The sequence below is a fragment of the Spirosoma validum genome (assembly GCF_014699035.1).
Taxonomy (GTDB): domain Bacteria; phylum Bacteroidota; class Bacteroidia; order Cytophagales; family Spirosomataceae; genus Spirosoma; species Spirosoma validum.
In genome coordinates this window covers 39,405-63,555 of sequence record NZ_JACXAA010000022.1, presented here as the reverse complement: position 1 = coordinate 63,555, position 24,151 = coordinate 39,405, and the positions used below count along the sequence as shown (strand labels likewise).

The window sequence follows — 24,151 nt, the reverse complement described above, 5'->3', positions numbered from 1 at the left end:
TATTCCCTATGGAGGCACAGTTGCAAACTTACCGTCCATTACTGACGAAATTTCAGTCGCTTATTGCCTTGTTCATTCTTTGTCTGGGCATTAGCATCATGTCCGACAAATTCCTGACCGTAGCTAACTTCTGGAACGTACTTCGGCAGATTTCCGTCAACGTCTGCATTTCCACGGGCATGACGCTCGTGGTGCTCACCGCCGGAATCGACCTGTCCGTTGGCTCCGTACTGGCGTTGTCGGGAGCGATTACGGCCGGATTATTACGTAACGGAATTCAACTACCCTCATCGAATTTGTACATTGGCTTTACGTTGCTGGGCGCTACGTTAGCCGGCTTGATTACCGGTTCCGGGCTGGGTTGGTTCAACGGCTGGGCCATAACCCGCTTCAAACTGCCGCCTTTTGTGGCAACGCTCGCCATGCTGACCATCGCTCGTGGCCTGACCATGCTCTGGACGGAAGGGTTTCCAATTACCGGATTAGGCGACTCCTTTACGTTTCTGGGAACGGGCTGGTTCTTAGGCATTCCGTTGCCCGTCTGGCTTTCGGGCATCATCGTTGCCGTTGCCGTGCTGGTCACGAATAAAACCCGCCTGGGCCGCTACATCTACGCCATTGGCGGCAGCGAAAGCGCAGCCCGATTATCCGGAGTAAACATTAATAAAATCAAGATAGCGGTTTACAGCATCGCCGGTGGATTGGCGGCTGTTGGCGGTTTGCTCGTTACGTCCCGACTGGATTCCGCCCAGCCCAATGCGGGCACGAGCTACGAACTCGACTCCATTGCCGCTGTGGTGATTGGCGGCACGTCCCTGTCGGGCGGGCGGGGCAGTATTTTAGGTACAGTGCAGGGCGCCATTATTATCGGTGTATTGAACAACGGTCTGGTTCTCCTCAACGTATCGCCTTTCTGGCAACAGGTCGTGAAGGGCTTTGTAATCCTGCTGGCCGTAATTATTGATAAATCGAATTCGAAAGCGGAGTCATAAATTAGTTGAGTTCGCAATAAGCCCTGTAAGTCGGGCGGCCGTTGTTGCGACCTGTTACTAGTAAAAAGGGAATCCACGGCCGTTTGTACCGCCATAGGTGCGTCTCAATTAGCCAATTTTAGGTCGCATCTACGGCGCTACAAATTATAAAATCAACTCATCCTCTATTAACAGGACAGACCTACGGTCTTCAAGCAATCCAAACCGTTCGCTAAACTTTACTAGGTTGACCAACCAAAGCATAAATGACTAATTCCTACATCCTCGCCATCGATCAGGGCACCAGTAGTACGAAAACGCTTTTGTTTGACGGTGAAGGTCGCGTAGCGGCTCGTGCATCGGAACCGCTAACAACCAACTATTTCGGTGATGGATACGTTGAGCAGGACCCGGAAGAAATTTTTCGGAACGTACTGACTTCGGTGGGCAAATGCATTGGAACATTCGCAGCTGAAGGTGGTAATCTGAAAGCGGTCAGTGCCTGTGGCATTTCCAATCAGCGTGAAACGTTTGTAGTTTGGGATGAGCAGGGCGTACCGCTGCACAACGCCATCGTCTGGCAGTGTAAGCGGTCTATCGGCGTTTGTGAGCGACTCAAAACGGAAGGATTGGAAGAGACAATCCAGGCCAAAACCGGCCTGTTTATTGATCCGTATTTTTCGGGGAGCAAGCTCATCTGGTTGTACGAAAATGATGAGACCGTCCGTCAAGCCATCGACGCTGGCAAAGCGTATTTCGGTACGGTTGATACGTGGTTACTCTACAAACTGACGAACGGGCAACAGTATCTGACGGATTATACCAATGCGTCCCGAACGCTGTTTTTCAACCTCAAAACACTGGCCTGGGACCAGGAATTACTCGCTACGTTTGGCTTATCAACGCTGAATTTACCCGAACCGAAACCTTCCTCGGCTTTCTTTGGTGAATCGAATTTCAACGGTTTATTCGATCACATCCTCCCCATTACCAGCCTGATCGGCGATTCGCACGCAGCTGCGTTTGGCGAAGGCTGTTTTACGCCAGGCACAGCCAAAGCGACGCTGGGAACGGGTTGTTCCATCATCATGAACATTGGCGAGACGCCCACTACGTCGCAGTACGGCATGGTCACTACTATTTGCTGGAGTACCGAAGGTCGTGTGGACTATGCACTGGAAGGCGTCATCGTTACGTGTGGGGCCACCATCGAATGGCTAAAAAATAGCTTGGGACTCTTTGCCGAGAGCCACGAAACGGAAGCGATGGCCACAGCCGTACCCGATAATGGTGGCGTCTACATCATTCCAGCCTTTAGTGGCCTGGGGGCTCCGCACTGGCAAATGTCGCGCAAAGCATCGATCTCGGGACTGACGTTTGGTTCAACGAAAAATCACATCGTCCGGGCGGCACTTGAGTCAATCCCATACCAGATTAAGGATGTCATTGTCGCGATGGAGCAGGACACGGGGATTCCGCTGGAAGAACTCATGGTCAACGGTGGCATCAGCGCGAATAAGTTTGTCGTGCAATTTCTGGCCGATCTGCTGGACAAAGCCGTCGTCAACCGCGCCATGCCCGACGTATCGGCGTTGGGAGCGGCTTATCTGGCTGGCTTAAAAACGGGGCTTTACCAAAGCCTGGAACACTTACAGGCGTTGAACGCGGGCAAGACAGTTATCCATCCAGCCGGAGATGGCTCATCAATTCAGGAAGCGTATATGGGTTGGCAGTCAGCCATCAAAGCCGACTAATAGCTGACCGTTCTTTGCTGACCTCAATGAGACCGCACCGGCGGACCGGCAACGTATTGCGTCTCTATAAGGCTGATTATTTTGCTTCTTTTTTCACAATTCGGTCGGCCAGATCAAGGTTTAGCGATTTGATATTGGCCAGCACCAGTTCAGCGATTCTCCGGGCGCCGAGTTCACTGAAATGCGTGTTGTCCTCCTTGCCTTCCGGATAATTCGGATGCTCACCGGGCGCTAACTGGAGAAAGAGGAGTTTTGAGGTCTCGGGGCCAAACTGTTGCAGTAGTGCCTGACTTTGGGTATCTAAATCAATCATGGGAGTTTTGTAATCGCGCGCTACCGTACGTACGAGTTCAGCATAAAGCGTGTGGGTACCCTGTATTTTTCCGGCCGCATCGAACTGTCGGCGGGCAACGGGCGTAATGAGCACGGGATTCGCTTTTTTCGCCCGGCTTTCGGTAATGAATCGAATCAGGTTATTCTTAAAATCAGCTTCCGTCGTGTAACTTTTTTTCGTCGGCACTTCGTCGTTATGACCAAACTGAATCAGGACGTAGTCGCCTTCATGTAAGTTGTCAGCAACGGGTTGCCAGCGGCTTTCTTCGATAAAGGTTCGGGTACTACGTCCGTTCATGGCCCGATTATCGACGGTTACGCTTTCGTCGAAGAAATAAACGAACGGCATGCCCCAGCCTGTTTCGGGATACGCTTTTTTCTCCTTGATCGACATGGTTGAATCACCGATCAGGTAAACGGTGACGTTACCAGGCGGGGGCGTAAAGGCCGCCATAGTCAGCATGCCAAGCGAAGCAATTTTAAGAAAACAGGTTCGGTTCATGGCTTATTCCGTTCGCTACAGGTTTAGTTTACTTAAGGCATTGGTTTTAGACCTTCCCATTTAACAGTCCATTGACCAGTTTTCGGAAAGCCTGGGCTACTGATTTTATTCCCATCATAGCCAGCACACATTAAGGCAATGGCCGACAGCAAACTACCGTTGCCTGGCAGATAAAGCGTCAGTCGCTTGTCCTGGTAATTGTGCCCATTCACCAGATACGTATTGGTTGTCACCTTTTTAAACAGCACATCAACGGCTTTTGCGGGTTGATTTAAGCGGGTAGCGGTCATGGCTACCATCGGGAAGTCCCACCCCCAGGTATGGTCCCAATGCCAGACGTTTTCAACTACGTCGTAGGTTCTGTGCATAACGGTCGTATCAACCACACCATTGGGTGGCAGGGTACTCAAAGCCGCTAACACGGCCGGGTGATCAATGGTGTATTTGCTGGTGGGTGAGTACGAATCCTCAACACTCTCAGCGGCCTGATAAACGCCGTCTTTCTGGGCGAGTGGGGCCAGTTTTTCCACTACGTCCTGCCAGTTCTTATCGGTTGGCAGATCCAGTCGGGTGCGCCAGCGCTGGGCGACCTGCAACGCCCATTTCCAGTAGGCGAGTTCATACGGTGAGTTAAATGTCTGGGCTGGATCATAACATTCCTGCGCGGGAATAATGCCTTTTCCTAAATTATACCGATGTTCGGCAGGATCATAGTGCGCAAACGAAGCCATAAAATCAGCAGTAGCAAAAACCAGCTTCTGATACTGTTGCAGCACCGCTTTCGATGGTTTGTTGCGGTAAATAAGTTCGGCCAGATAGATAACGTGTGGTTGTTGCCAGATCAGGAATGATCCCACGGAAGAGGCCGTTTCTCCACCGGTATCGTCGGTCATTTTCTGCCATCGTACGCCCCTGAATCCCTGTCGCTTCGCAATCTGTTCGGCCCCATCGAACGCGGTAAAATACCAACCCATGCTTTTTTCAAGCAAGTCGGTTCGGCCCCATAAAGCGTAATGGGCGGCATGCCACCAATACATTTCCATGTGCGGTTTGCCAAACCAACTGTTGTAAGTCAATCCGGTTTCCTGCGGAGGGAAATTACCGGCGCATTGCACCCGGGTGAGGTATTGCGAAAGTACCACCCGTCGTTCGAGTTCGGTTGCGCGGGGATCGGTGCTTCCGGCAAAGTCGATAGCGGCACCTGATAGCCAGAACTTTTCCCATCCGGCTACACTACTGTTTCTGACAGTTGCAAACTCTGGTACGTCTGACGCAGGTTGGGATGAGAACTGCACAGAGGTTTCAAAGCTGGTACCGCCAGCCGGCAATAACGTATAGTGGTGGTCGGCTACTTTCTGAATCGACGCGGCTTTATTCCAGCGAGCCGCTACGGAATAGCGATCGGTATCCAGTTGGCGGCTGAAGCGGGCTGATAGTGGGCTAGGTTGCGTTACGTTCGTCTGGTGGGCTGCTTCATTTGTATAATTGGCCGCTACGTCCGCAAATGCATTGGTCGGATACGGAAACCGGAACCGGATTTTGATGCGTTTCTCGTTTAACAGATCCGACGTAATCCTGACCGCAATAGCGTCTCTACCGGCATCGGCGCAGGTCGTTACGCTAATGGGTGTCCCTTCGATGGTGAATGCACTCCTGATTTCACCCGTCCATACATTCAGTTCCTGGTGGATGTTTTGCAAATCGGATGGCTTTACCAGGGAGCCATCTTTTTTCACGATGTCCAGCCCAACAGCACCCAGTTGCAACCGATGTGGATTTTGCCGAAAGTAATCGGCGGCCTGTTGCTGTCGACCTGGTTTTTTTGACGGGACGGCATACAATCCTTTTTTGTCGTTAAACGTATACGTTTCGAGGCTTTCACTGGCCCGGTAGTTCTCCTTATTTGGGAAACTGTGCCATCCCCACTCCGATTGCGTACCCAGCGGTACGCCGTGCGCGTAATACTCGGGAAAGGACTGCAGGCCGGTTGCATCGACGGTAAAAGCAAACCGACCGTTGCCGACTGTTAGCGAGCCCAGCGTATCTAGTCGACTGATGACCACCCGATGCCGGTCCACGACGGCTTTTCGATCAATTTTTTGAGCAAAGCAACCGTTTGGACTGAGGCCAATAAACGCCAGTACGGTTAAATAGAATAGGTTATGGAACCGGCAAGTTAGTCGTGAACGCATGGTTGTGATTTAGAGCTTTGGTTTCCAGCCATCGTTGCCCGCCAGGATGCTTTCGGGTTTATACGAGCGGGCTTCACCAGCGGTGAGTTGTTTCGTCCAACCGACTCGGCTCGCCGGACTGGCTCCTGGCCCTCTGGACTGGTATTCAGCGTAGAACACTGTTCGTTCGGCATTAGGCTTATCCCAATTGTGCCAGCCTTCGGGTCGAATGTGGCCGCCCAACTGGCAGTTTACAAAAACCGTTTTGGCGAAATCACGCCAGGGGCGCCCCAGATACACACTGGCTTTAGAAACGTCGCTGGTCAGGGTGCAATTCAGGAAGACAAAGCCAAACGGTTTTCCTTCTGGCGTTGATGCCGCTGTTACGTAGGTGTCTGCTGTTTTGCTGAAAATCGTGCACTGATCAAATACCGCCGTTGCTGATCCGAAAATAAAATCAATAGTCCCTTCAACGTAGCAGTTTTTGTAATACTGTCGGCCATACTGGCCCGGCATTCCGGTATAAAGCGTGTCCTGAAAACCGAGAAATCGACAGTTGATAAACACGGACCGGTCGCCGGTAACATAAGCCGCAACAGCCTGACCTACAGACCCCGCCGTGTTTTCAAACGTCAGATTCTCCGCTCGAAAATCGTCGCCAAAGATAGAAAATGAACTGGACGAGTAGGTTCGTAGTTTAACGCCATCCGGACCTGTTTTGCCCGAATAGTCATCGTACGTAAGAATGGTCGAGGCTTTATCTTCTCCGATCATCGTGACCATATGCTGGGTTGAATCGAGCCGAAGTTTTTCTTTATAAATACCTTTTTTGATGTAGATGACGATCCGGCTTTTGTTGTTGGCGGGAATCGTGTTCAGGGCAGCCTGTACCGTTTTGTAATCACCGCTGCCATCCTGCGCCACCCTAACTCGTTGTTTCTGAGCCAGGACCGTCAGGCTTAACAGACAACACAAAACAGTCAATCCGGCTTTATTCATCCAATGTGCTTGTTGTAGTCAGTTTCTGTCTACGACACTGACTCATTTTACTTACCCCATTTTTTTACCCAGTTCGGATAATCGGCCGACAGGAGTTTAGCGGGCCAGGTACCGTAATAAGCATACCCAACGCGACGTTCGTTTTCGATGTCGGCGAGTTTGTCTTTCTTTATACTATCCCGACCGCAGAAGAAAGGTGTATTCGTATCGAGATCGTAGAAACGCGCCCACAGAATGGAGGTTGGGTCTGACACCACAATCCGATCCCGGCCTTTGGGTTGATTCGGGTCATTGATCGTTTTAACCGCAATCCCCCTTAGCTTAACTGATTCAAACCACGTAACGGCGGCCTGGATCGCCTGTTTCACAGCCGGCGAGGGATTATCGATGTGCATTAAAAACTGTACGATGCCCACCGATTCATTGCCGCTTAACGAAGGCAATTCAAACGTACGGGCTTTGGCTGGCTGGAGTGTGTATCGATCGTGTTGCGCACACCAAGCTGTCAGTTTACCGTTTTGCCGATACTGGGTCTTCAAAATGCACTGTATGCCCTGCTTAACGGCTTTCTTCGCCTGATCCCGGAGCGATTTGCTGACTACGTTGAATCCGTCGGTTCCGGTAGCGACATGGTCCATCACCCACAGTACGTCGATCATCGCCTGATCGTTATACGTGATCTGTCCGCGGTAGCTGCTCGAATCGGGGTAGAATTGAGGCCAACCGCCCGCGGCATTCTGCGCGGAGAGCAGATACGTGATGCCCCGCTCAGCGGCCTTCCGGTAGTCGTCGTTCTTCGTTTGCCCGAACGACGCGATGAGGTAGTTGATTTCACGGGTCGTCGACTGATCGTCGATGGTCGCGTCGAGTTTCGATTTCTCAGCGATAAGGGTTTGCTGTTGGGCTGGTGTTAGCTCCCGTTTGTAGTTGATGGGATCGCCACCCGGCTGTGGCCAGCCACCGTCGTTACGTTGATACAACAGCATCCGCTCCGAAACCGAATCTTTAGGAAACTGAGCAATAACCGGGCCTGATAGCCAAAAAAGTAAAAGTACATTAACCGCAAAGAACGCAGAGACTTTACGCAAAGTTGGTTGGACAGTGCGACACAACGCAACTTCGCGCTCTTTGCGTAAAACCTTTGCGTTCTTTGCGGTTAAACAAATCCGACTACCCATTATTCTGTGGACTTATTTTGCGGCAGATAACATCAGTTGTTTTTCCACAGCGCCCTTATTGAATGCTGCTTTGGTCTGGGCTTTTGTCGTGTCGGTATTCGTCACGCGAATGTCCTGACTACGTTCTCCGTTGATGTCGAAAAGCAGGTCGGCGTTAGCATTGTACTGAATACCATCGAAGGTCAGATTATGGCTATTGTCCACAAAGATGACGGGCTTGGTCTCTTTCGTAATCAGCTGAACGTTTTCAAGGTGAATGCCACTGGCGTCGGTTAACTCAACGCCTTTGTCGGTTTTGAGCGTCAGATTTTTCAGGGTAATGTTTTTGATGGGCATTTCGGATAAACCCCGAATGAAAACGCCCTTTTCAGCGCCGTTGCAGACGATATTTTCAAATTTCATGTCCCGGAAAATTGGCGTCCCTTCGTTCACGACCGGGCGTTCGTCGCGTTGTCCGTCCGTCGCGAACTTCACGAAGTAATACATATCGAAGAAAATTGCTTCTCCGGCAATGTCTTTCATGAAAATATCCTTCGCGTAAATATGCTCAACCACCCCACCCCGGCCCCGTACGGACTTGAAACGCAGGCCCTTATCGGTACCCATAAACGTACAGTTGTAAACGAAAATGTTCCGCGCTCCTCCACTCATTTCACTGCCAATCACGAAGCCTCCGTGGCCATTATAGACCGTATTGTTACGGATCACACCATTCTCAGTCGGCATGCCGCGCTTACGTCCTTCTTCATCTTTGCCGGACTTAATGCAGATCGCATCATCGCCCACGTCGAGCGTGCAGCCTTCGATCAGAAAGTTTTTGCAGGATTCGATGTCCATGCCATCGCCGTTGTGCGCGTACTCGGGATTCTTGGTCGTTACGTTTCGGATGGTCAGATCCTGGCACATCAGCGGGTGCAAACACCAGGCGGGCGAATTCTGGAACGTAACGCCGTCCAGTAGTACTTTTTTGCAGTTCGTGAACACCACCAGGTTTGGCCGCAGGAAGTCTTTCATGTCGGCAAAATCCTGGGGCGTTTTCCCCGGCGTCAGCAACATGCTCCGACCGTCTACGCTGGCTTTCTTAAACTGCTCACTTGGATACCAGACTTTGCCATCGTCTTTCAACACCCCGCCCGATGCCACTTTTTCTTTCCACTGACTTTCGGTCAGTTGTCCTTTGTTGACAGCCCGCCATACATCGCCATTGCCGTCCAGAATTCCCTGACCCGTAATGGCAACGTTCTCCAGATTTGTACCCGATATCGGCGATTGATTCCGGGCCGCGCGTTTTCCTTCATAAACTCCTTCGACCAGCGCATACTGGCTTTTGTCGGTGGTAAACAGCAACGTAGCGGCTTTTTTTACATGCAGATTAACGTTGCTTTTCAGCTCAATCGGGCCAGTCATCCATAAGCCGCTGGGTACCAGCACGACGCCACCCCCTTTTTGGCTACAGGCTGCAATGGCTGTGTTTATGGCCTTTGTATTCAACGTAACCCCGTCGGCCTTTGCGCCGTGGGCGAGGATGTTGATGGTATCCTTACGAAAGGTTGGCTGGGCGATTTTGGGGAGATTGTTCCAGCTATAGGTAGACGTAGTCTGGGCTTTTCCCGATAGGGTCAGGAGGGCCAACGTAGCTGCGCTAAATAGGGTCAGGGTTTTCGTCATTTTGGTTCGTGCAGTGAGTAAGCTGCTCAATTTCGTATTGAATTTTGACGAACAAATTGACTTTAACAACGAACACAGGACTTCTTTCTACGCAATCGTTACCGGGAACGTTGCCAGAGAAACTAAACACGAATGCACAGAGTACACTGAGGCTGCTTACGAACCTTTGACAAAGTTCTACATTTTATTCAGGATGAGATTGACAAACAGACTATACTACTAGCGCCGTTTTTCTCCTGAAAAGCACCCGTCGACCAGGCTAATTGAACTCCTGGTCAGGGTCGTTTCGTCTCCGTTTGTTGCGTTTGATTCGCTGTTTCCTATCCGTGTTGGTACTTCGTGAGTCCGGTGCCGGCGAATAATTCCGGTTTGCGTCGATGATCGCTGCATCGTCGTTCGTACCCTGTACCGTCGTATGGGTTCCATCAGGATTGACAATAACTCTGGAGCTTCCTGAACCATGAATGGTAGAATGCGTCCCATTTGGATTAACAATAACCGACCCGTGCTTAACGGAATGTGTTCCATTCGGGTTGACGATGACTGACGTATTGCCGCCGGAATTATGTATGGTGGAATGCGTTCCGTTGGGATTAACGATAACCGAGCCATGCACGCTTGAGTGCGTTCCATCCGGATTAACAATAACCTGTTGTCCGTAAGCGGCTACACCACTCATGAACATCACGAACATTAATGAATAGGTAAGCATTTGATTCTTCCGATTAAAACTAGATAACGTCCAGACGCAAAAAATGGACGCGCAACAACGTAGCAATTTTTCGGCCTAGGCGCGGGGATTGAGTTGGCACTTTTCATGTAGCATTGTCCTGTTAAAAAAATCGCCAGATGTCTAACAGAGAGAATACTACGGAATAATCATATTTCTATTCATGCCAATTTATTACTTTTCTCTGGGTGTTGTCAATCATTCATACTATAAAAAGTTAGAATGTTCTTGAAAAATCCCAAACTGCAATCGTTCCCGGTAACGATTGCGTGGAAATAATCAAATAATACCTTGAGAAAATGCCTCTCAGAATGTAGACTTGTTAAAAATAGATTAAAACAAAAATACTACCTCGACTACCTATTTCTCGGAAAAAATCAAATCGAAAGGCTAATGAAACACATCTTATCTACTTTATGTATGTTCCTGTTTGTGGTCGCGGCACAGGCGCAGGAAACGCGGCCCATCACGGGTCGGGTGTCCGATGAACAGGGCGGTTCCCTGCCCGGCGTGAGCATCGTCCGGAAAGGATCACAACAGGGAACAACCACCGATGCCGACGGCAAATATACCCTTCCCGTTTCCGGCCAGAATGGTACGTTGATCTTCTCGTACATCGGCTACATCACGCAGGACGTACCGGTTGGCAACAGCACAACAATCGACATTGTCCTGAAAACCGATACAAAATCACTGAATGAGGTTGTGGTTGTCGGATACGGTACGCAACGCAAAGCCGAAGTCGCTACGGCGGTGGGTAGTATTGAAGGGCGAACCATTGCCGAACGCGGTACGGTAAGCCCGATGCAGGCTGCCCAGGGGCAAATTGCCGGGGTTGATATTTCGGCGGGGTCTGGTCGGGCCGGCAGTAATTATTCCGTGCAGATTCGGGGGCAGAACTCGCTGGCGGGTGGGCAACCACTCTATGTCGTCGATGGGGTGATCGTGCCGGATATCAACTTCCTGAACCCGCAGGACATTGCCAAAATGGACGTACTGAAAGATGCAGCCTCTACGGCTATTTACGGATCGCGCGGGTCGAACGGGGTAATTCTGGTGACCACGAAAGGAGGAGCTTCAGTTAAAGGCCGTTCGACGATTTCGTATGATGCCTATATGGGTATCCGCGAAGTAGCCCGGATGCCGCGTTTCATGACCGGGCCGGAATGGTGGGAATATCGGCAGAATACGTTCATCTCACCGGAGTTGATCGCCGGACGTACCAACTACACCAACACAATTGGCTCACTCGATAATCCGCTCATTCAGCAACGGGTGGCGAACAATGATTACACCGACTGGCGCAGTCTGGTGTTACGTACGGGTACGCAGGCCAACCACTGGCTGACGTTTTCCGGAGCCAGCGACAAGAATACGATTCAGTATCTGATCGGTGCGGGCTATCAGAAAGAGAAAGGAAATCTGCTCAACGAAGACCTGGATCGCTACAATTTCAAAGCTAGCCTGGACGGAAAAATCAATGACAAATGGTCGGCAGGAATGAGCGTAAACTTTTCGCTGACCCAAACGGAACGGGGCAGTGACGATGCCGTTCGGAATGCGTTCAACATGGCTCCGATCTTCAAGCCCTACGACGACAACGGCAACCTGATTTTCCGGCCCGGACAGATTCCGGTACCGGGCAGTTCGGTCATTTCAAGCGTAACGAGTACGGTTAATCCGCTGCTCGAAATTCCGAACTCCGAGAACAACACCCGCCGGATGTTTGGTGTCGGCAACATCTACCTGAAGTTTGCGCCGGTAAGCTGGTTCGAACTGAAATCGACGTTTTCGCCCAGCATGAACTTTGAGCGGAATGGTCGCTACTGGGGCTCACTCACGGGCGTAGGCGAAGGCTTGTTGCCCGATGCACAACGTAGCAATCAGCAGTCGCTCTCCTATATTTTCGACAACATCGCCACGATCCGCAAAAACATCGGCGACCATAATTTTACCGTCACGGGTCTGTACAGCATGCAGAAAGACCGGTTCGAGAGTGATGGTCTGCGGGTGAATGACTTGCCGTTCAATTCGTCGTTCTATAACCTTGGTTCCTCCACCAATCGTCAGTCGGGTGTTAGTGCGTTCAGTCAGTTTTCGATTCTCTCGTACCTGGCCCGCGTGAACTACGCTTACAAAGGTAAGTACTTCGCTACGTTGGCCACCCGCTGGGATGGTTCCTCGAAACTGGCCGACGGACACAAATGGTCGACGTTCCCCTCGGCGGCTGTTGCCTGGCAGATTTCCGACGAAAACTTCCTGAAATCAGCGAGTTACATTACCGAATTAAAGTTGCGTTTCAGTGCTGGGGTAGCGGGGAACAACAACAACATTTTCCCGTACGAAAGCCAGATGACGCTGAGCGATCCGGCCTTTTATGATTATGGCGGAACCGTTGCCCTTGGCTACTCCCCCAGCCGTTTGCCGAATCCATCGCTGACCTGGGAACGTACGCGCGAGTTTGACCTGGGCTTAGATTACGCGTTCCTGAACGGGCGAATTTCGGGTACCATCGATCTGTACGACAAGCTGTCGAAAGGCGTGTTGATGAACCGGGATATTCCCATCGAAACCGGCTGGACAGCCATCAAGGATAACGTCGGCTCGGTGAGTAACAAAGGGATTGAATTTTCGCTGCGGACGGTGAACGTATCGACCAAGAACTTTACCTGGAACACCAGCTTTACGTTGTCGCGCAATAAAAACGCGATTGTCGATCTGCTCGATAAAAAAGAAGATCTGGTGGGGAACTGGTGGTTCATCGGGCAACCGATTAACGTCAACTATACCTACGTATTTGATGGCATCTGGCAGGAGAGCGAGCGTGAACAGGCCTTGAAATTCGGGCAGTCGCCGGGGCAGGCGAGGGTGAAAGACCTGAACAACGACGGTAAAATCAGCAGCACGAACGACCGCGCGATTATCGGCCAGAAAGACCCGAAGTGGACCGGCGGTTTCTCGACTCAGGTTACGTTTAAGAATTTCGATTTGTCGGCGTCGATGTTTGCCCGGCAGGGTGCGCAGGTGTTCAGCGCCTTCCACAGTCAGTTCCTGAACTACTCCGATCGGGGTACGGATAAACTCTACACCGACTACTACATGACGGCCAACAAGGTCACCCCTACCCGATCATCCAATACGTATCCGCAACCGAATAACATCGGTCCGTACTGGACGGGCGTTTCAGGTGTCGGGTTCTACAAGGACGTATCGTTCGTGAAAGTGCAGAATATCGTACTGGGTTATACGCTCCCTTCTACTCTTCTGCAACGGGTTGGTGTCAGAAGTCTACGGGTATATGCCAACGTACTGAACCCATTCGTCTGGACCAAATACGACGGTTTCGATCCGGAATACGCCAGTGGTATCGACCCAACGACCAGTTCGAGCGTCACGAACACGACCACTGGTTCGGTCAACAATACCGGTCCCAGCACCATTACGTATCAGTTTGGCCTGAACCTCAAATTTTAATCGAGACACAATCTATGAAGACTATAAAAATTGCCGGTCTGCTTCTTGGTCTGCTGCTTTCGGCAGGCGGCTGCAAAGACTTTCTGGAAGAACAAAATAAATCGAATGTAGTGGCCGACCAATATTACGCGACCAGCGAAGGCTACGAGAAATTAATCAATTCGGCGTACTCATCGTTACGTACCGTCTATGCGCAACCCTGGGTTTTCTGCGCCGGAACCGACATGTACGTAACGGGTCGTTCAACTCAGCCCGAGGGGCTGAGCGAATACCGAAACCTGATCCCCGATGATTCTGAGGTACTGACCTTTTATACGAACGTCTACAAGTCGATTCAGCTCACGAATACCGCCCTGTATTTCAACGATAAAACGACGAACGTAACAACCCTGGGCGCTCGTAAAGGTGAAATGAAATTCCTGCGGGCCTACGATTACTTCCTGCTGGTGCAAACCTTTGGCGGTGTTAGCCTCGTAACGGATCGCTTCACAGCTCCGGTCGAATCGTTCAAGCGGAACACGGCGCAGGAAGTGTATGACTTCGTTATCAGGGAGATGACGGAGGCTCTAGACCTGGTTCCGGAAACGACGCCCAACTTCGGCCGCGTCACGAAACGGGCGGTTCGGCACATGCTGGCCAAAATTTACCTGACCCGGGGTTACGAAACCTTCGCGGGTGCCGATGATTTTAAAACAGCTGCTACGTATGCCGATGCGGCCATTGCGTCGCAAACGCTCACGACCTCGTTCGAGACGCTGTTCTTCCCTGGCAACGAAAAGAATTCGGAGATTTTGTTCTCGATTCAATGGGATGCTACTTCGTTGCCAACGGCTACCACGGGTGGTAATACGCAGGCGGCTTACTTTGGCCCTTACTTTGGCGGTCAGGGAGCCGTAGAAGGCTATCCATACCGCACATACACCCTCTGCCCAACGATGTATGTTTTTGACCTGTTCACGCAGAACGACGCCCGTTTCGATGCTACGTTCATGATTACGTTCTACCAGCGGTATTACGATTATTACACCCGCCCGAACGAACGGAACACACTGACCGTCAAATACTATTACGCGCCTAAATGGGTTAGTAGCGCGGCTGACATTGCCGCCTGGAGAGCCGCCGATCCGACTCGCCGGAACAACACGATCGTGTATCCTAATGTAGGTACGGCCTGGGAAGCCAGCCAGACCGTAACGCTGGACAATTACACGCCTTCGGTTAAGAAGTTCGATGACCCGAACGCGCAGTTTGGCCCAACAACCAGCACCCGCGATTTCTTCGTAGCTCGCCTGGGCGAAACGTACCTGATTGCGGCCGAAGCCTATCTTAAATCCGGCAATACGGCCAAAGCCGCCGAACGGATCAACGAAGTTCGGCGCCGGGCAGCCAAACCGGGGGCCGAGGCAGCCATGAAAATTGACGCGTCAGTTGTAACGATTGATTACATCCTGGACGAACGGGCTCGCGAATTAGTGGGCGAATATCACCGCTGGTTTGATCTGAAACGGACTGGCACGCTCATTGCCCGCGCCCGCAAATACAACAAGGACGTAAACAAGTGGTATAACAACGGCGTCGATCCGTTCCTGGGTATCGGCGGACAGAACAAAATACTACGTCCCATACCCACCCGCGCTCTCGATTTAAACCAGGGCGAGTTTGCGCAGAACCCGGGCTATTGATCGCTGGTCCGACAACGGTTACGAATGAAAGCCCACCCAAACGTTTAGAACGTTTGGGTGGGCTTTCTCATTTATACCTTCCGAAACAGCCTAAGCAATCTTCCGGAAGGCAGCAATGCGGCAACCGGGTAACTCCTGAAATCAACGTAATGGCACAATACTTCATATCAGGAATAAAAAATTCGCTTAACGCTTGCATGACAGTTATTTCTGCCTTTACTTTGAATTTCAAAGTGCTTTTAAATGGACGAAGAACAGGATTATATTCGGGATATAGCTCAGATACGCTCTATCATGGAGCGTTCTTCTAAATTTCTGTCGCTGGCTGGCTGGGCTGGCATCATGGCAGGCGTGTATGCGTTGACCGGTGCTTATATCGCGTATAGCGTCTTTGGTTTCAATCCTGATGAACTCGTTTACAGCACCACGGAAGCCGGAAATTTATCTTCCAGCCTACCGAAAGTCATTTTTTTAGCTATTGGCATATTGGTATTGGCTATAGGTACCGCTATTCTTCTCTCCAGCAGGAAGGCGAACAAACGAGGGGAGAGACTCTGGAATGCGCTGGTCAAGCGGCTTCTCATTCAAATGGCCGTTCCGCTGGTTGTCGGTGGACTTTTGCTCCTGATTTTGATTGCCAACGGACTACTTGGCTGGATGGCCCCATTTAGCTTGCTGTTCTATGGGTTGGCCTTGTACAATGCCAGCCAGTTCACGTATGAGGAATTAAGAAGCTTGGGACTTATTCAGATGGTACTGGGCTTATTTAGTGCCTATTTTGTTGAGTATGGTTTAGTGTGCTGGGCGTTAGGTTTTGGCCTGGCCCACATTCTATATGGCATCTATATGCATTACCGATACGAAAGGTGAAAATATCGATCAATGGTTTACATAAAGCGTTTGAAAGCAGGATCAAGCTCGGCATTATGGCGGCTCTGGCTATTAATAATGCGCTTGATTTCAATTCATTGAAGGAATTCCTTGATGTGACGGATGGTAATCTGGCAAGCCACCTGAAAGCCCTGGAGAAAGAAGAGTTTATTCAGGTGGAGAAATCATTTGTCGACAAGAAATCGAATACAAGCTATGCTGCTACGGAACTCGGCCGGAAAGCATTTAACGACCATTTAAACGCCTTGGAAAAACTGATTAAAGGGGTGACTGAATAGTCCATTACCACTGATGGCTATTTTTTTTAGACATACACTTTGGATTTCAAAGTGCTTTATTGGGTACTTAAAAACGATTAACAACGCTTAAAACTAGATGACCATGACACACAGGACTAATTTAACAACACAGCCGATTCAGCCAGCTTCATTGGGTAAACGTATGGTAGTGGGTGCAGGAATTGGTTTAATCCTAATCGCACTTTTTCTATCCGGAGTTAAAGACCCCAATCCAGCCTGGGGAAAGCTATGGATGATTCGGCCGCTGATTATCGTTCCTCTGGCCGGAGCAATGGGTGGATTATGTAATTACTTCATTATTCGTTTTCGCAACCAAGTCGGAGTAAACAAGGCCATTGCTGTGATCGTAAGTGGACTTGTGTTCATCATTGGCTTATGGCTCGGTATGGTTCTGGGATTAGACGGTACGTTGTGGGATTAAACGACTCTAACTAATCCGAATTAACGATTTCAACTAACGTGTCTTTAACGTATAAACTGATGAGAGACGAAATAATCGCCTGTCTGAACGAACCCAGGCAACTCGAAAAGCTATATCGAGCGAACAAGATACCGTTTAAGCGAGCGTTCAATACGCTCTATCCAGAGCTTAAAGGGAGTACGATCGCCGATTTCTGGAATGAACGACTGAGTTACGAACCTGATGAACTAAACTGGGGTACAGGCCGGGAACTCGTATTTGTGCTCATGGCTGCGCTTATAGCAGGCCTAATTGCTAAGTTGCCAGCCTTTTTTGCTATAGATCAGGAGTTTTTTTACCCCAGAAATATAGGTTTCATCGTCTTTCCGGCATTATCAACCTACTTTGCGTGGAAGAATAACGTATCAATCCGTACAATTTCTTTTATCGTTGGGCTAACCCTCGTCGGTTTATTTTTTATCAATTTCCTGCCCGATAATAAGAAAAGTGATACCCTGATTCTCTCATGTATCCATGTAGTCTTATTTCTTTGGTCGATACTTGGTTTTGCATTTGTTGGCGAAACGAGAAATAATGAGGAGAAGCGGCTTAGCTATTTGCGGTATAATGGCGACCTGATCGTCATGACAACGCTCATCCTGATCGCAGGCGGGATCATGACTGGCATAACCGTGGGGCTTTTCGCGCTGATCGGCTTGGATATCAAAACGTTTTATTTCGAAAACATTGTCGTTTTCGGCCTTCCGGCTGCCCCCATTGTGGGTACCTACCTTACCCAGACCAATCCGCAGTTAGTCGGTAAAGTGTCGCCGGTACTGGCGAAGCTATTCAGCCCGCTGGTGTTTGTGATGCTGGTCATTTACCTCGTAGCCATCCTGTATTCCGGTAAAGATCCCTATAACGACCGGGAGTTTTTGCTGATGTTTAATGCGCTGCTAATTGGGGTTATGGCCATCATTTTCTTTTCGATCGCCGAAACAACTCATACAACGAAAAGCCGACCGGAAATTTGGGTTCTTTTTCTGCTATCTGCTGTAACCGTGCTCGTTAACAGCATCGCGCTGTCAGCTATACTGTTCCGAATTTCAACATTGGGGATTACACCCAATAGGGTCGCGGTTCTGGGCGGGAACGTATTGATCTTGGTCAATCTTTTGCTGGTAACAGCGCAACTTTTTAGGGTACTTTCGAAAAAGGGTACTATAAACGAAGTTGGCAACGCGATTGCTTCCTATCTGCCTGTTTACGCTTTGTGGGCTGCTATCGTAACGTTTCTGTTTCCGCTACTATTTGGGTTCAGATAACCAACCCGGCAAGCAGCAATGCCTGTTGCCATTTCTTTTTTTGAGCATGGATCAACAAGATCCAGGGCATCAGTACAGATTAATCTATTTGCTTACCCAGTCACTTTGAATTTCAAAGTCAACTAAAATTCAAATGGACATTCTCAAAACATCACACGTAACAGAACAAAGAAACTGAAGCATGAAAATCAAACTAATATTCACCACCATACTGATACTGGCGTTGTTTGCCGCCGGATATGCACAGACGCTGGACAAAGCTAAACTCGATCAGTTTTTTGACCGGCTCGCCGAAAAGAACAAGGCGATGGGAAGCCTGGTCATTGCAAAAGACGGTAACGTTCTGTACGGCCGATCTATTGGCTACAGCCAGATCAACGAAACCGTAAAGAACCCGTTAACCCTGGAGACCCGGTATCGGATTGCGTCGATTACGAAAATGTTTACCGCCGTGATGATCCTTCAGCTCGTTGAAGAAGGAAAAATAAAGCTGACAGATACGCTCGACAAATTCTTCCCGCAGATTCCCAACGCGAGTAAAATTACCATCGCGCAGATACTCGCTCATCGCAGTGGTATTCATGATTCCCTGATAGACAGAAATTTGCGACCTTCGTCAAGCAGGAGCGCTATAACGAAGGATGAATTACTCGCCCTCATCGCGAAAGGTACGTCTGATTTTGAACCGGACAGTAAGCATGCCTACAGCAATTCTGGCTATACTCTATTGGGCCTTATCCTTGAAAGGTTAACCGGCAAACCTTACGAGGAACTACTTCGGGAACGAATCACCGCTAAGATCGGGCTCAAGGATACATACACGGCAACTGGAAACATTGACGTGAATAAAAACGAAGCCCTCACGTATACGAACCTCGGTGAGTGGAAACAGGTACCCGAAACCCATCCAAGCATCCTCTTCGGGGCGGGATCGATTGTTTCGACACCAACCGACTTAGCCAAATTCATCCAGGCACTGTTTGACCGGAAACTGATTTCTCAGGAGAGCCTCAATCAGATGAAAACGATACAAGACGGCGACGGGTTGGGCATGGAGCCCTTTACGTTCGATGGCAAAACCTTCTATGGACACACGGGCGGGGGCGACAACTACGGAGCGTGGCTGGCTTATTTGCCGGAAGAAAAACTGGCGATCGCCTATACAACGAACGCGAAAGTGTATCCGGTAAAAACTATCATGAATGGCATTGTTGACATTTATTACAATAAACCGTTTCAGATTCCCACCTTCGAATCGGTTGCCGTCAGCCCCGAAACTATGGACAAATACGCTGGCGCTTATTCATTTCCCGGAGCACCTGCAAAATTTATGATCACCCGCGATGGTGCAACACTTTACGCGCAGCCACCGGGGCAATCCGCTATACCGCTCGAAGCAACAGCACAGGATAAATTTAGAATCGAAAGCGTGGGTATAGTCATTGAATTCGATACTGCCAAGAACCAGATGATGATCATACGAAACGGTCGGGAGCGGATGTTAACAAGGGATAACTAACCGTCAGAAAAAGCATCTGCTTACACAGCCGGGAAGGAAAGCAAGGATTACACTACAAATGGCGCTATCCTTCCCGGTTTAATCCCCGGCCTGTGGTTTGGCATTATTTATTTGGTTAGGTTCATGTACAGTCAGCGAAGACATTGACTTATGCTTATTAAAGCGCGGCTTATCAGCAAAAAGTTAAGTTTAATCTTCTGTCAGACCACTGCGAATAAAGCAATTACCGTAAAACCGCACTACCATTTCTCCCATTACCCATTTACTACGTAGTACTTTTCAGGACAGTTACTGTATTTTTCGCACATCGAATTTCTACCCAATTAATAATAAGTCTAAATAAGGTTAGCTTTGCAGTGTGTATAATCGAATGATCAAAACCACTGTTAATGAAATTTATCTCTACCCTGTTTCTCACATTACTCAGTTCGTTTGCGATTGCCCAGAGCGGAACTATCAAAGGACGAATTAGCACCGAAAATGGCGATCCTGCCGAATCGATCAATATTATTCTGAAAGGCACTGGAAAGGGTACCACTACGTCCGTTTCAGGCGAATTTTCTCTGTCAGACTTGGCGGCCGGCAATTACCAACTTACTGCTTCTGGCGTCGGCTACGCATCGATTGAACGGAAGGTTTCTCTGGCCGCTGGTGAAACACTAATGCTGAACCTGACCGTTCAGGAAAATGCGCAGCAACTACAGACTGTTGAAATTACCGGTCGACGGGAAACGACGTATAAGAACGACGTATCCTTTATCGCCAGCAAAACGGCGACGCCAATCAAAGAAGTGCCTCAGGCAATTAGCTACGTAACGAAAGAGGTGCTCCGTGATCAGGGCGCGTTTACCATGGGCGATGCCGTGAAGAATATGAGCGGTGTGAATCAGTTTACGTTTTACGACGATCTGACTATTCGCGGTTTCCGTATGAATGGGGGCAGCACGACGCAGTTATTCAATGGATTACGCACGTTTTCTGGTTTCTGGAAGTAACCGCCGGTCAATTACCTGGAACGGGTTGAAGTCATTAAAGGCGCGGCTTCGGCGCTATATGGCAATACGTCGCCGGGTGGTACGCTGAACCGGGTGACGAAAAAGCCGCTGACCACAACGCAGAAATCACTTATGTTCACGACGGGTAGTTTCAACACTATGCGCGTACTGGCCGACTTCACGGGGCCGATGAACGAAAGTAAAACCCTGTTATACCGGCTGAATCTGGGGTATGTGAATGCGCAGGGCTTCCGGAATCTTCAGTTTGATAAAAACATAATCATTGCGCCATCGGTGTCGTTTCTGCCCACCGACAAAACGCGCATCAACTTCGATCTGGTCTATAACAAATCGAATAGTCGACTCGATCGGGGGCAATCGGTGGTTGGGAATGACCTGTATTCCAGCTCCATTGCTACGTCGCTAAATGCTGTGAACGATTATCTGAACGAAGAAACGTACCTGATTACGACCTCGCTGAACCATCAGTTCAGTCAGAATACGTCGTTCAATATGGCGTATCTGCGCACGGGATATAGCGAAGATTTGCTGGAGCACCGGAGCAGTAACGTTAACGGGGTCGACTCGGCGGGTATTGCCATCCCAAACCTGGTGGGTCGGCAGGTTTTCGTCCGGCAAACCAAGTCGTTCATGGATAACGTTTCGCTGTTTTTCAACCACAACTTCAATACGGGACGGGCCGAACATAAGCTGGTTATCGGTTACGATTACATCCAGTCATCGACTCCGAAAGGATCAGGTCAGCAGACCGCCAACGGGTATTTGCTGAAAGCCGGAGGAGCAGCCGCGTATAATGCCAGGCGCCCCGATCTGTATCAGTTTTATAACTACACCAGCAATGGCGTTACCCGGAGCATTCCAAAGCCGAACATTTCCCACTATGATCTGACGCTTCAGAACAACCAGTTGGAAGACCCATCCAAATACATTTACAACGTAGTGGCGAACGCAGCAACGACGCCCGTTTTTTACTCACTGCATGGGCTTTACGTGCAGGAACAGGTGAAACTAGATCGCTTACAGCTTTTGCTCGGCCTGCGGTATGATACGTACATCGACAAAAAAGGCTACACAACTACCGCTGAAAACAACGTAACGCAACATGCGTTACTGCCACGTATTGGCGCTGTTTTCACGGTGAACAGAAATATCAATCTGTACGGTACGTATACCAAAGGCTACAACCCGCAGGATGCCACTGTGCAAAGCGATCCGCTATCGGGTGGACCTTTCGATCCGATCCGGAGTTCGCTGACGGAATTTGGCCTGAAAACCGAATGGCTGGACGGACGACTGACCGCCAACGCGTCGATTTATGACATTACACAAAGCAATACGTTGTATTCGGCCAATGCCGTTGATAATCCGAACCTGATGATGCAGATTGGTCAGGAGCGGGCGAAGGGCGTGGAATTTGACGTAACGGGCAACATCCTGCCAAACTGGAACCTGATCGTTACGTATAGCTACAACGATGCCAAAATAACCGACGCCGGATCGAGAGCCGCCGACCAGGTACTGGTGAACATGCAGAAGCCGAACGCACCAAAGAACCAGGGTAGTTTCTGGACGAAATACACGTTTGTGAACCAGAATCTTAAGGGGCTGGGCATAGGGCTTGGTGGTAATTACGTAGCCGAACGGAACCTGTCGCTGAACAATACGCAGACGATTCCGGCTTATATGCTGCTCAATGCTGCCCTGTATTATCGAATCGAAAAATTCCAGTTCCAGGTCAACCTAAACAACCTGGGCAACAAAACGTACTGGGTTGGTGGCTATGATTACCTGCGGTTATTCCCCGGAGCACCGCGCAACTTCATGGCAACCGTTTCGTATACATTCTAAATAAATTCACCACGGAGGCACAAAGAAAACGAACACGAAGGGTTAACATATCTATGTTCTTTGTGCCTCTGTGGTTATTAACATTTAACCGTTACGTCTGTGGCATCAATCGGAAAAACCATCGCGTCAAAACTGCATTTGTGGCTGGGGCTAGGCTCCGGCCTTGTCGTTTTTATCGTAGCCCTGACGGGTTCGCTGCTTGTGTTTGAGGAGGAGCTGGAACCGATCATCTACGCTAAATTTCACACGGTTACACCACCAGCCAGTGCCCAGCGGTTACCGCTCGATCAACTAGTGACCACAGCGACAACGCAGTTCCCCGGAAAAAAAGTAAGTCGCATCGAGATCGAGCCCCAACCCGACCGAACGGTGATTATTGGTCTACAGCAGAGCAAAAAAGCGAAATATATTCTGTCAGTGGCCCTCAATCCGTATACGGGCAAAATTGTCGATACGCGTCAGGAAGAAGACGCTTTCTATTCAGTTGTGCTACGGCTGCACCGGTACCTCTGCCTGGGCGATACCGGAAAAATCATTACCGGAATTTCGTGCAGTGCGTTTCTGATCATCATGCTATCGGGGCTGATTCTCTGGTGGCCGAATCGCCAAAACAGAAAGCAGCGATTTACTATAAAATGGGGTGCCTCGTTCAAGCGACTTAACTGGGATTTGCACGCCATCTTTGGCTTCTACGTACTACCGTTTGTTTTTCTGATCGCGTCGACCGGCCTAATCTGGAGTTACAAATGGGTGAATAACCTGCTTTTTTACGCTTTCGATGGGAAGCCACAGGCCAAGCGGGAAGCGCCCGTAAATCCGACAGCCAAAGCCCATAAGAACACTGACCTTTACGAAAAAATTTACGCTGAAACCAATCGTCTTTTGCCGTATACGGGTCTTATTACGTTGACGTTACCTGAAAAAGACAGTTTGTCGATCACCGCATCAAAGAAGAACTACGAAGCTGCGATTAGCAACATCGTCGACTTTCTGTATTTCGACAACCAAACCGGCGATCTGGTTAAAAAGCGCTTATACGACGATGAAACGCGAGGATTCAAAGCCCGCCGGGTGGTGTTTCCAATCCATACAGGTAGTCTGCTCGGGTGGCCAACCAAACTTATTGCGCTGTTTGTGGCCCTGATAGCCGCTAGTCTGCCGGTTACCGGCTTTTTGATCTGGTGGGGCAAACGTAAGAAAACGAAAAAAACAGTAGCTCCGCGGAAGCATGCGTCAACGAGAGTTCCGAATCCACAAATCGGCGTTCAAAATGCGTAGCTGATTGGCTTTTCATTCACAACGAGTTCAATGCCTGCTCAGTCCAAACCGCACGAATGGTGTTACGGTAGCGAGTGTAGTTTGCTTGGCTTACTAGTACAGACATATAATAT

The 24,151-nt window shown here is 49.7% G+C and carries 16 protein-coding genes and 1 pseudogene; 11 read left to right on the top strand and 6 right to left on the bottom strand.

Translation table 11 applies throughout. The features are described from left to right. Positions 1–8 precede the first annotated feature (8 nt). Together IC230_RS31560 and IC230_RS31555 are read left to right on the top strand one after the other, a co-directional pair. Entirely contained in the window at positions 9–992 is a 984-nt protein-coding gene (locus IC230_RS31560; protein ID WP_191043072.1) for an ABC transporter permease, read from the top strand. Between the two features lie 245 nt (positions 993–1,237). Next, positions 1,238–2,725, top strand: coding sequence for an FGGY family carbohydrate kinase (locus IC230_RS31555; protein WP_191043071.1), 1,488 nt, complete (start codon positions 1,238–1,240; stop codon positions 2,723–2,725). 76 nt (positions 2,726–2,801) lie between these two features. Here IC230_RS31555 and IC230_RS31550 read toward each other — a convergent pair whose 3' ends face one another. The 6 genes from IC230_RS31550 to IC230_RS31525 all read right to left on the bottom strand — a co-directional run bounded on the left by IC230_RS31550 (position 2,802) and on the right by IC230_RS31525 (position 10,288). Beyond that, a complete protein-coding gene (locus tag IC230_RS31550; RefSeq protein ID WP_191043070.1) occupies positions 2,802–3,560 on the bottom strand; it encodes a rhamnogalacturonan acetylesterase in 759 nt (252 codons plus the stop codon). A gap of 32 nt (positions 3,561–3,592) precedes the next feature. Beyond that, a complete protein-coding gene (locus IC230_RS31545) occupies positions 3,593–5,752 on the bottom strand; it encodes a hypothetical protein (protein WP_223860986.1) in 2,160 nt (719 codons plus the stop codon). A gap of 9 nt (positions 5,753–5,761) precedes the next feature. Further along, positions 5,762–6,730 (bottom strand): pectinesterase family protein, encoded by a 969-nt coding sequence (locus IC230_RS31540; RefSeq protein WP_191043069.1) that lies wholly within the window; start codon positions 6,728–6,730, stop codon positions 5,762–5,764. A gap of 47 nt (positions 6,731–6,777) precedes the next feature. Beyond that, positions 6,778–7,818: a pectate lyase gene (gene pelA / locus IC230_RS31535; RefSeq protein WP_223860985.1), complete on the bottom strand. Its 1,041-nt coding sequence runs from the start codon at positions 7,816–7,818 to the stop codon at positions 6,778–6,780. A 102-nt stretch (positions 7,819–7,920) separates the two neighbouring features. Next, positions 7,921–9,576 carry a glycoside hydrolase family 28 protein gene (locus IC230_RS31530; RefSeq protein WP_191043067.1) on the bottom strand — a complete coding sequence of 552 codons (1,656 nt, stop codon included), beginning with the start codon at positions 9,574–9,576 and terminating at the stop codon, positions 7,921–7,923. Between the two features lie 259 nt (positions 9,577–9,835). Next, positions 9,836–10,288: a hypothetical protein gene (locus IC230_RS31525; RefSeq protein ID WP_191043066.1), complete on the bottom strand. Its 453-nt coding sequence runs from the start codon at positions 10,286–10,288 to the stop codon at positions 9,836–9,838. A 411-nt stretch (positions 10,289–10,699) separates the two neighbouring features. Between IC230_RS31525 and IC230_RS31520 the strand changes: the two genes are divergently transcribed. From IC230_RS31520 to IC230_RS31480, 9 genes and pseudogenes are all read left to right on the top strand, one after another. Further along, the gene (locus tag IC230_RS31520; RefSeq protein WP_191043065.1) at positions 10,700–13,780 is read left to right on the top strand and encodes a SusC/RagA family TonB-linked outer membrane protein; all 3,081 of its coding nucleotides are present in this window, start codon (positions 10,700–10,702) and stop codon (positions 13,778–13,780) included. Between the two features lie 14 nt (positions 13,781–13,794). Beyond that, positions 13,795–15,462 (top strand): RagB/SusD family nutrient uptake outer membrane protein, encoded by a 1,668-nt coding sequence (locus IC230_RS31515; protein ID WP_191043064.1) that lies wholly within the window; start codon positions 13,795–13,797, stop codon positions 15,460–15,462. A gap of 243 nt (positions 15,463–15,705) precedes the next feature. Next, the gene (locus IC230_RS31510; RefSeq protein WP_191043063.1) at positions 15,706–16,332 is read left to right on the top strand and encodes a hypothetical protein; all 627 of its coding nucleotides are present in this window, start codon (positions 15,706–15,708) and stop codon (positions 16,330–16,332) included. Next, the gene (locus tag IC230_RS31505; protein ID WP_191043062.1) at positions 16,329–16,631 is read left to right on the top strand and encodes a winged helix-turn-helix domain-containing protein; all 303 of its coding nucleotides are present in this window, start codon (positions 16,329–16,331) and stop codon (positions 16,629–16,631) included. The genes IC230_RS31510 and IC230_RS31505 overlap by 4 nt, the downstream gene beginning before the upstream one ends. A gap of 103 nt (positions 16,632–16,734) precedes the next feature. After that, a complete protein-coding gene (locus IC230_RS31500; protein ID WP_191043061.1) occupies positions 16,735–17,073 on the top strand; it encodes a potassium transporter KefB in 339 nt (112 codons plus the stop codon). 59 nt (positions 17,074–17,132) lie between these two features. Beyond that, on the top strand, positions 17,133–18,377 hold the full coding sequence (locus IC230_RS31495; RefSeq protein WP_191043060.1) for a hypothetical protein: 1,245 nt from the start codon (positions 17,133–17,135) through the stop codon (positions 18,375–18,377). 181 nt (positions 18,378–18,558) lie between these two features. Next, on the top strand, positions 18,559–19,896 hold the full coding sequence (locus tag IC230_RS31490) for a serine hydrolase domain-containing protein (protein WP_191043059.1): 1,338 nt from the start codon (positions 18,559–18,561) through the stop codon (positions 19,894–19,896). A gap of 389 nt (positions 19,897–20,285) precedes the next feature. Beyond that, positions 20,286–22,760: pseudogene (locus IC230_RS31485) on the top strand (TonB-dependent siderophore receptor). Positions 22,761–22,859: 99 nt separating this feature from the next. Beyond that, positions 22,860–24,038: a PepSY-associated TM helix domain-containing protein gene (locus IC230_RS31480; protein WP_191043058.1), complete on the top strand. Its 1,179-nt coding sequence runs from the start codon at positions 22,860–22,862 to the stop codon at positions 24,036–24,038. Positions 24,039–24,151 lie beyond the last annotated feature (113 nt).

Excerpts from the sequence above, each read along its gene's own strand:
- IC230_RS31515 (WP_191043064.1), top strand. The coding sequence starts at position 13,795 with ATGAAGACTATAAAAATTGCCGGTCTGCTTCTTGGTCTGCTGCTTTCG.
- IC230_RS31525 (WP_191043066.1), bottom strand. The coding sequence starts at position 10,288 with ATGCTTACCTATTCATTAATGTTCGTGATGTTCATGAGTGGTGTAGCC.
- IC230_RS31540 (WP_191043069.1), bottom strand. The coding sequence starts at position 6,730 with ATGAATAAAGCCGGATTGACTGTTTTGTGTTGTCTGTTAAGCCTGACG.
- IC230_RS31500 (WP_191043061.1), top strand. The coding sequence starts at position 16,735 with ATGACACACAGGACTAATTTAACAACACAGCCGATTCAGCCAGCTTCA.
- IC230_RS31495 (WP_191043060.1), top strand. The coding sequence starts at position 17,133 with ATGAGAGACGAAATAATCGCCTGTCTGAACGAACCCAGGCAACTCGAA.
- IC230_RS31555 (WP_191043071.1), top strand. The coding sequence starts at position 1,238 with ATGACTAATTCCTACATCCTCGCCATCGATCAGGGCACCAGTAGTACG.
- IC230_RS31510 (WP_191043063.1), top strand. The coding sequence starts at position 15,706 with ATGGACGAAGAACAGGATTATATTCGGGATATAGCTCAGATACGCTCT.
- IC230_RS31520 (WP_191043065.1), top strand. The coding sequence starts at position 10,700 with ATGAAACACATCTTATCTACTTTATGTATGTTCCTGTTTGTGGTCGCG.
- IC230_RS31560 (WP_191043072.1), top strand. The coding sequence starts at position 9 with ATGGAGGCACAGTTGCAAACTTACCGTCCATTACTGACGAAATTTCAG.
- IC230_RS31490 (WP_191043059.1), top strand. The coding sequence starts at position 18,559 with ATGAAAATCAAACTAATATTCACCACCATACTGATACTGGCGTTGTTT.
- IC230_RS31545 (WP_223860986.1), bottom strand. The coding sequence starts at position 5,752 with ATGCGTTCACGACTAACTTGCCGGTTCCATAACCTATTCTATTTAACC.
- IC230_RS31550 (WP_191043070.1), bottom strand. The coding sequence starts at position 3,560 with ATGAACCGAACCTGTTTTCTTAAAATTGCTTCGCTTGGCATGCTGACT.
- IC230_RS31530 (WP_191043067.1), bottom strand. The coding sequence starts at position 9,576 with ATGACGAAAACCCTGACCCTATTTAGCGCAGCTACGTTGGCCCTCCTG.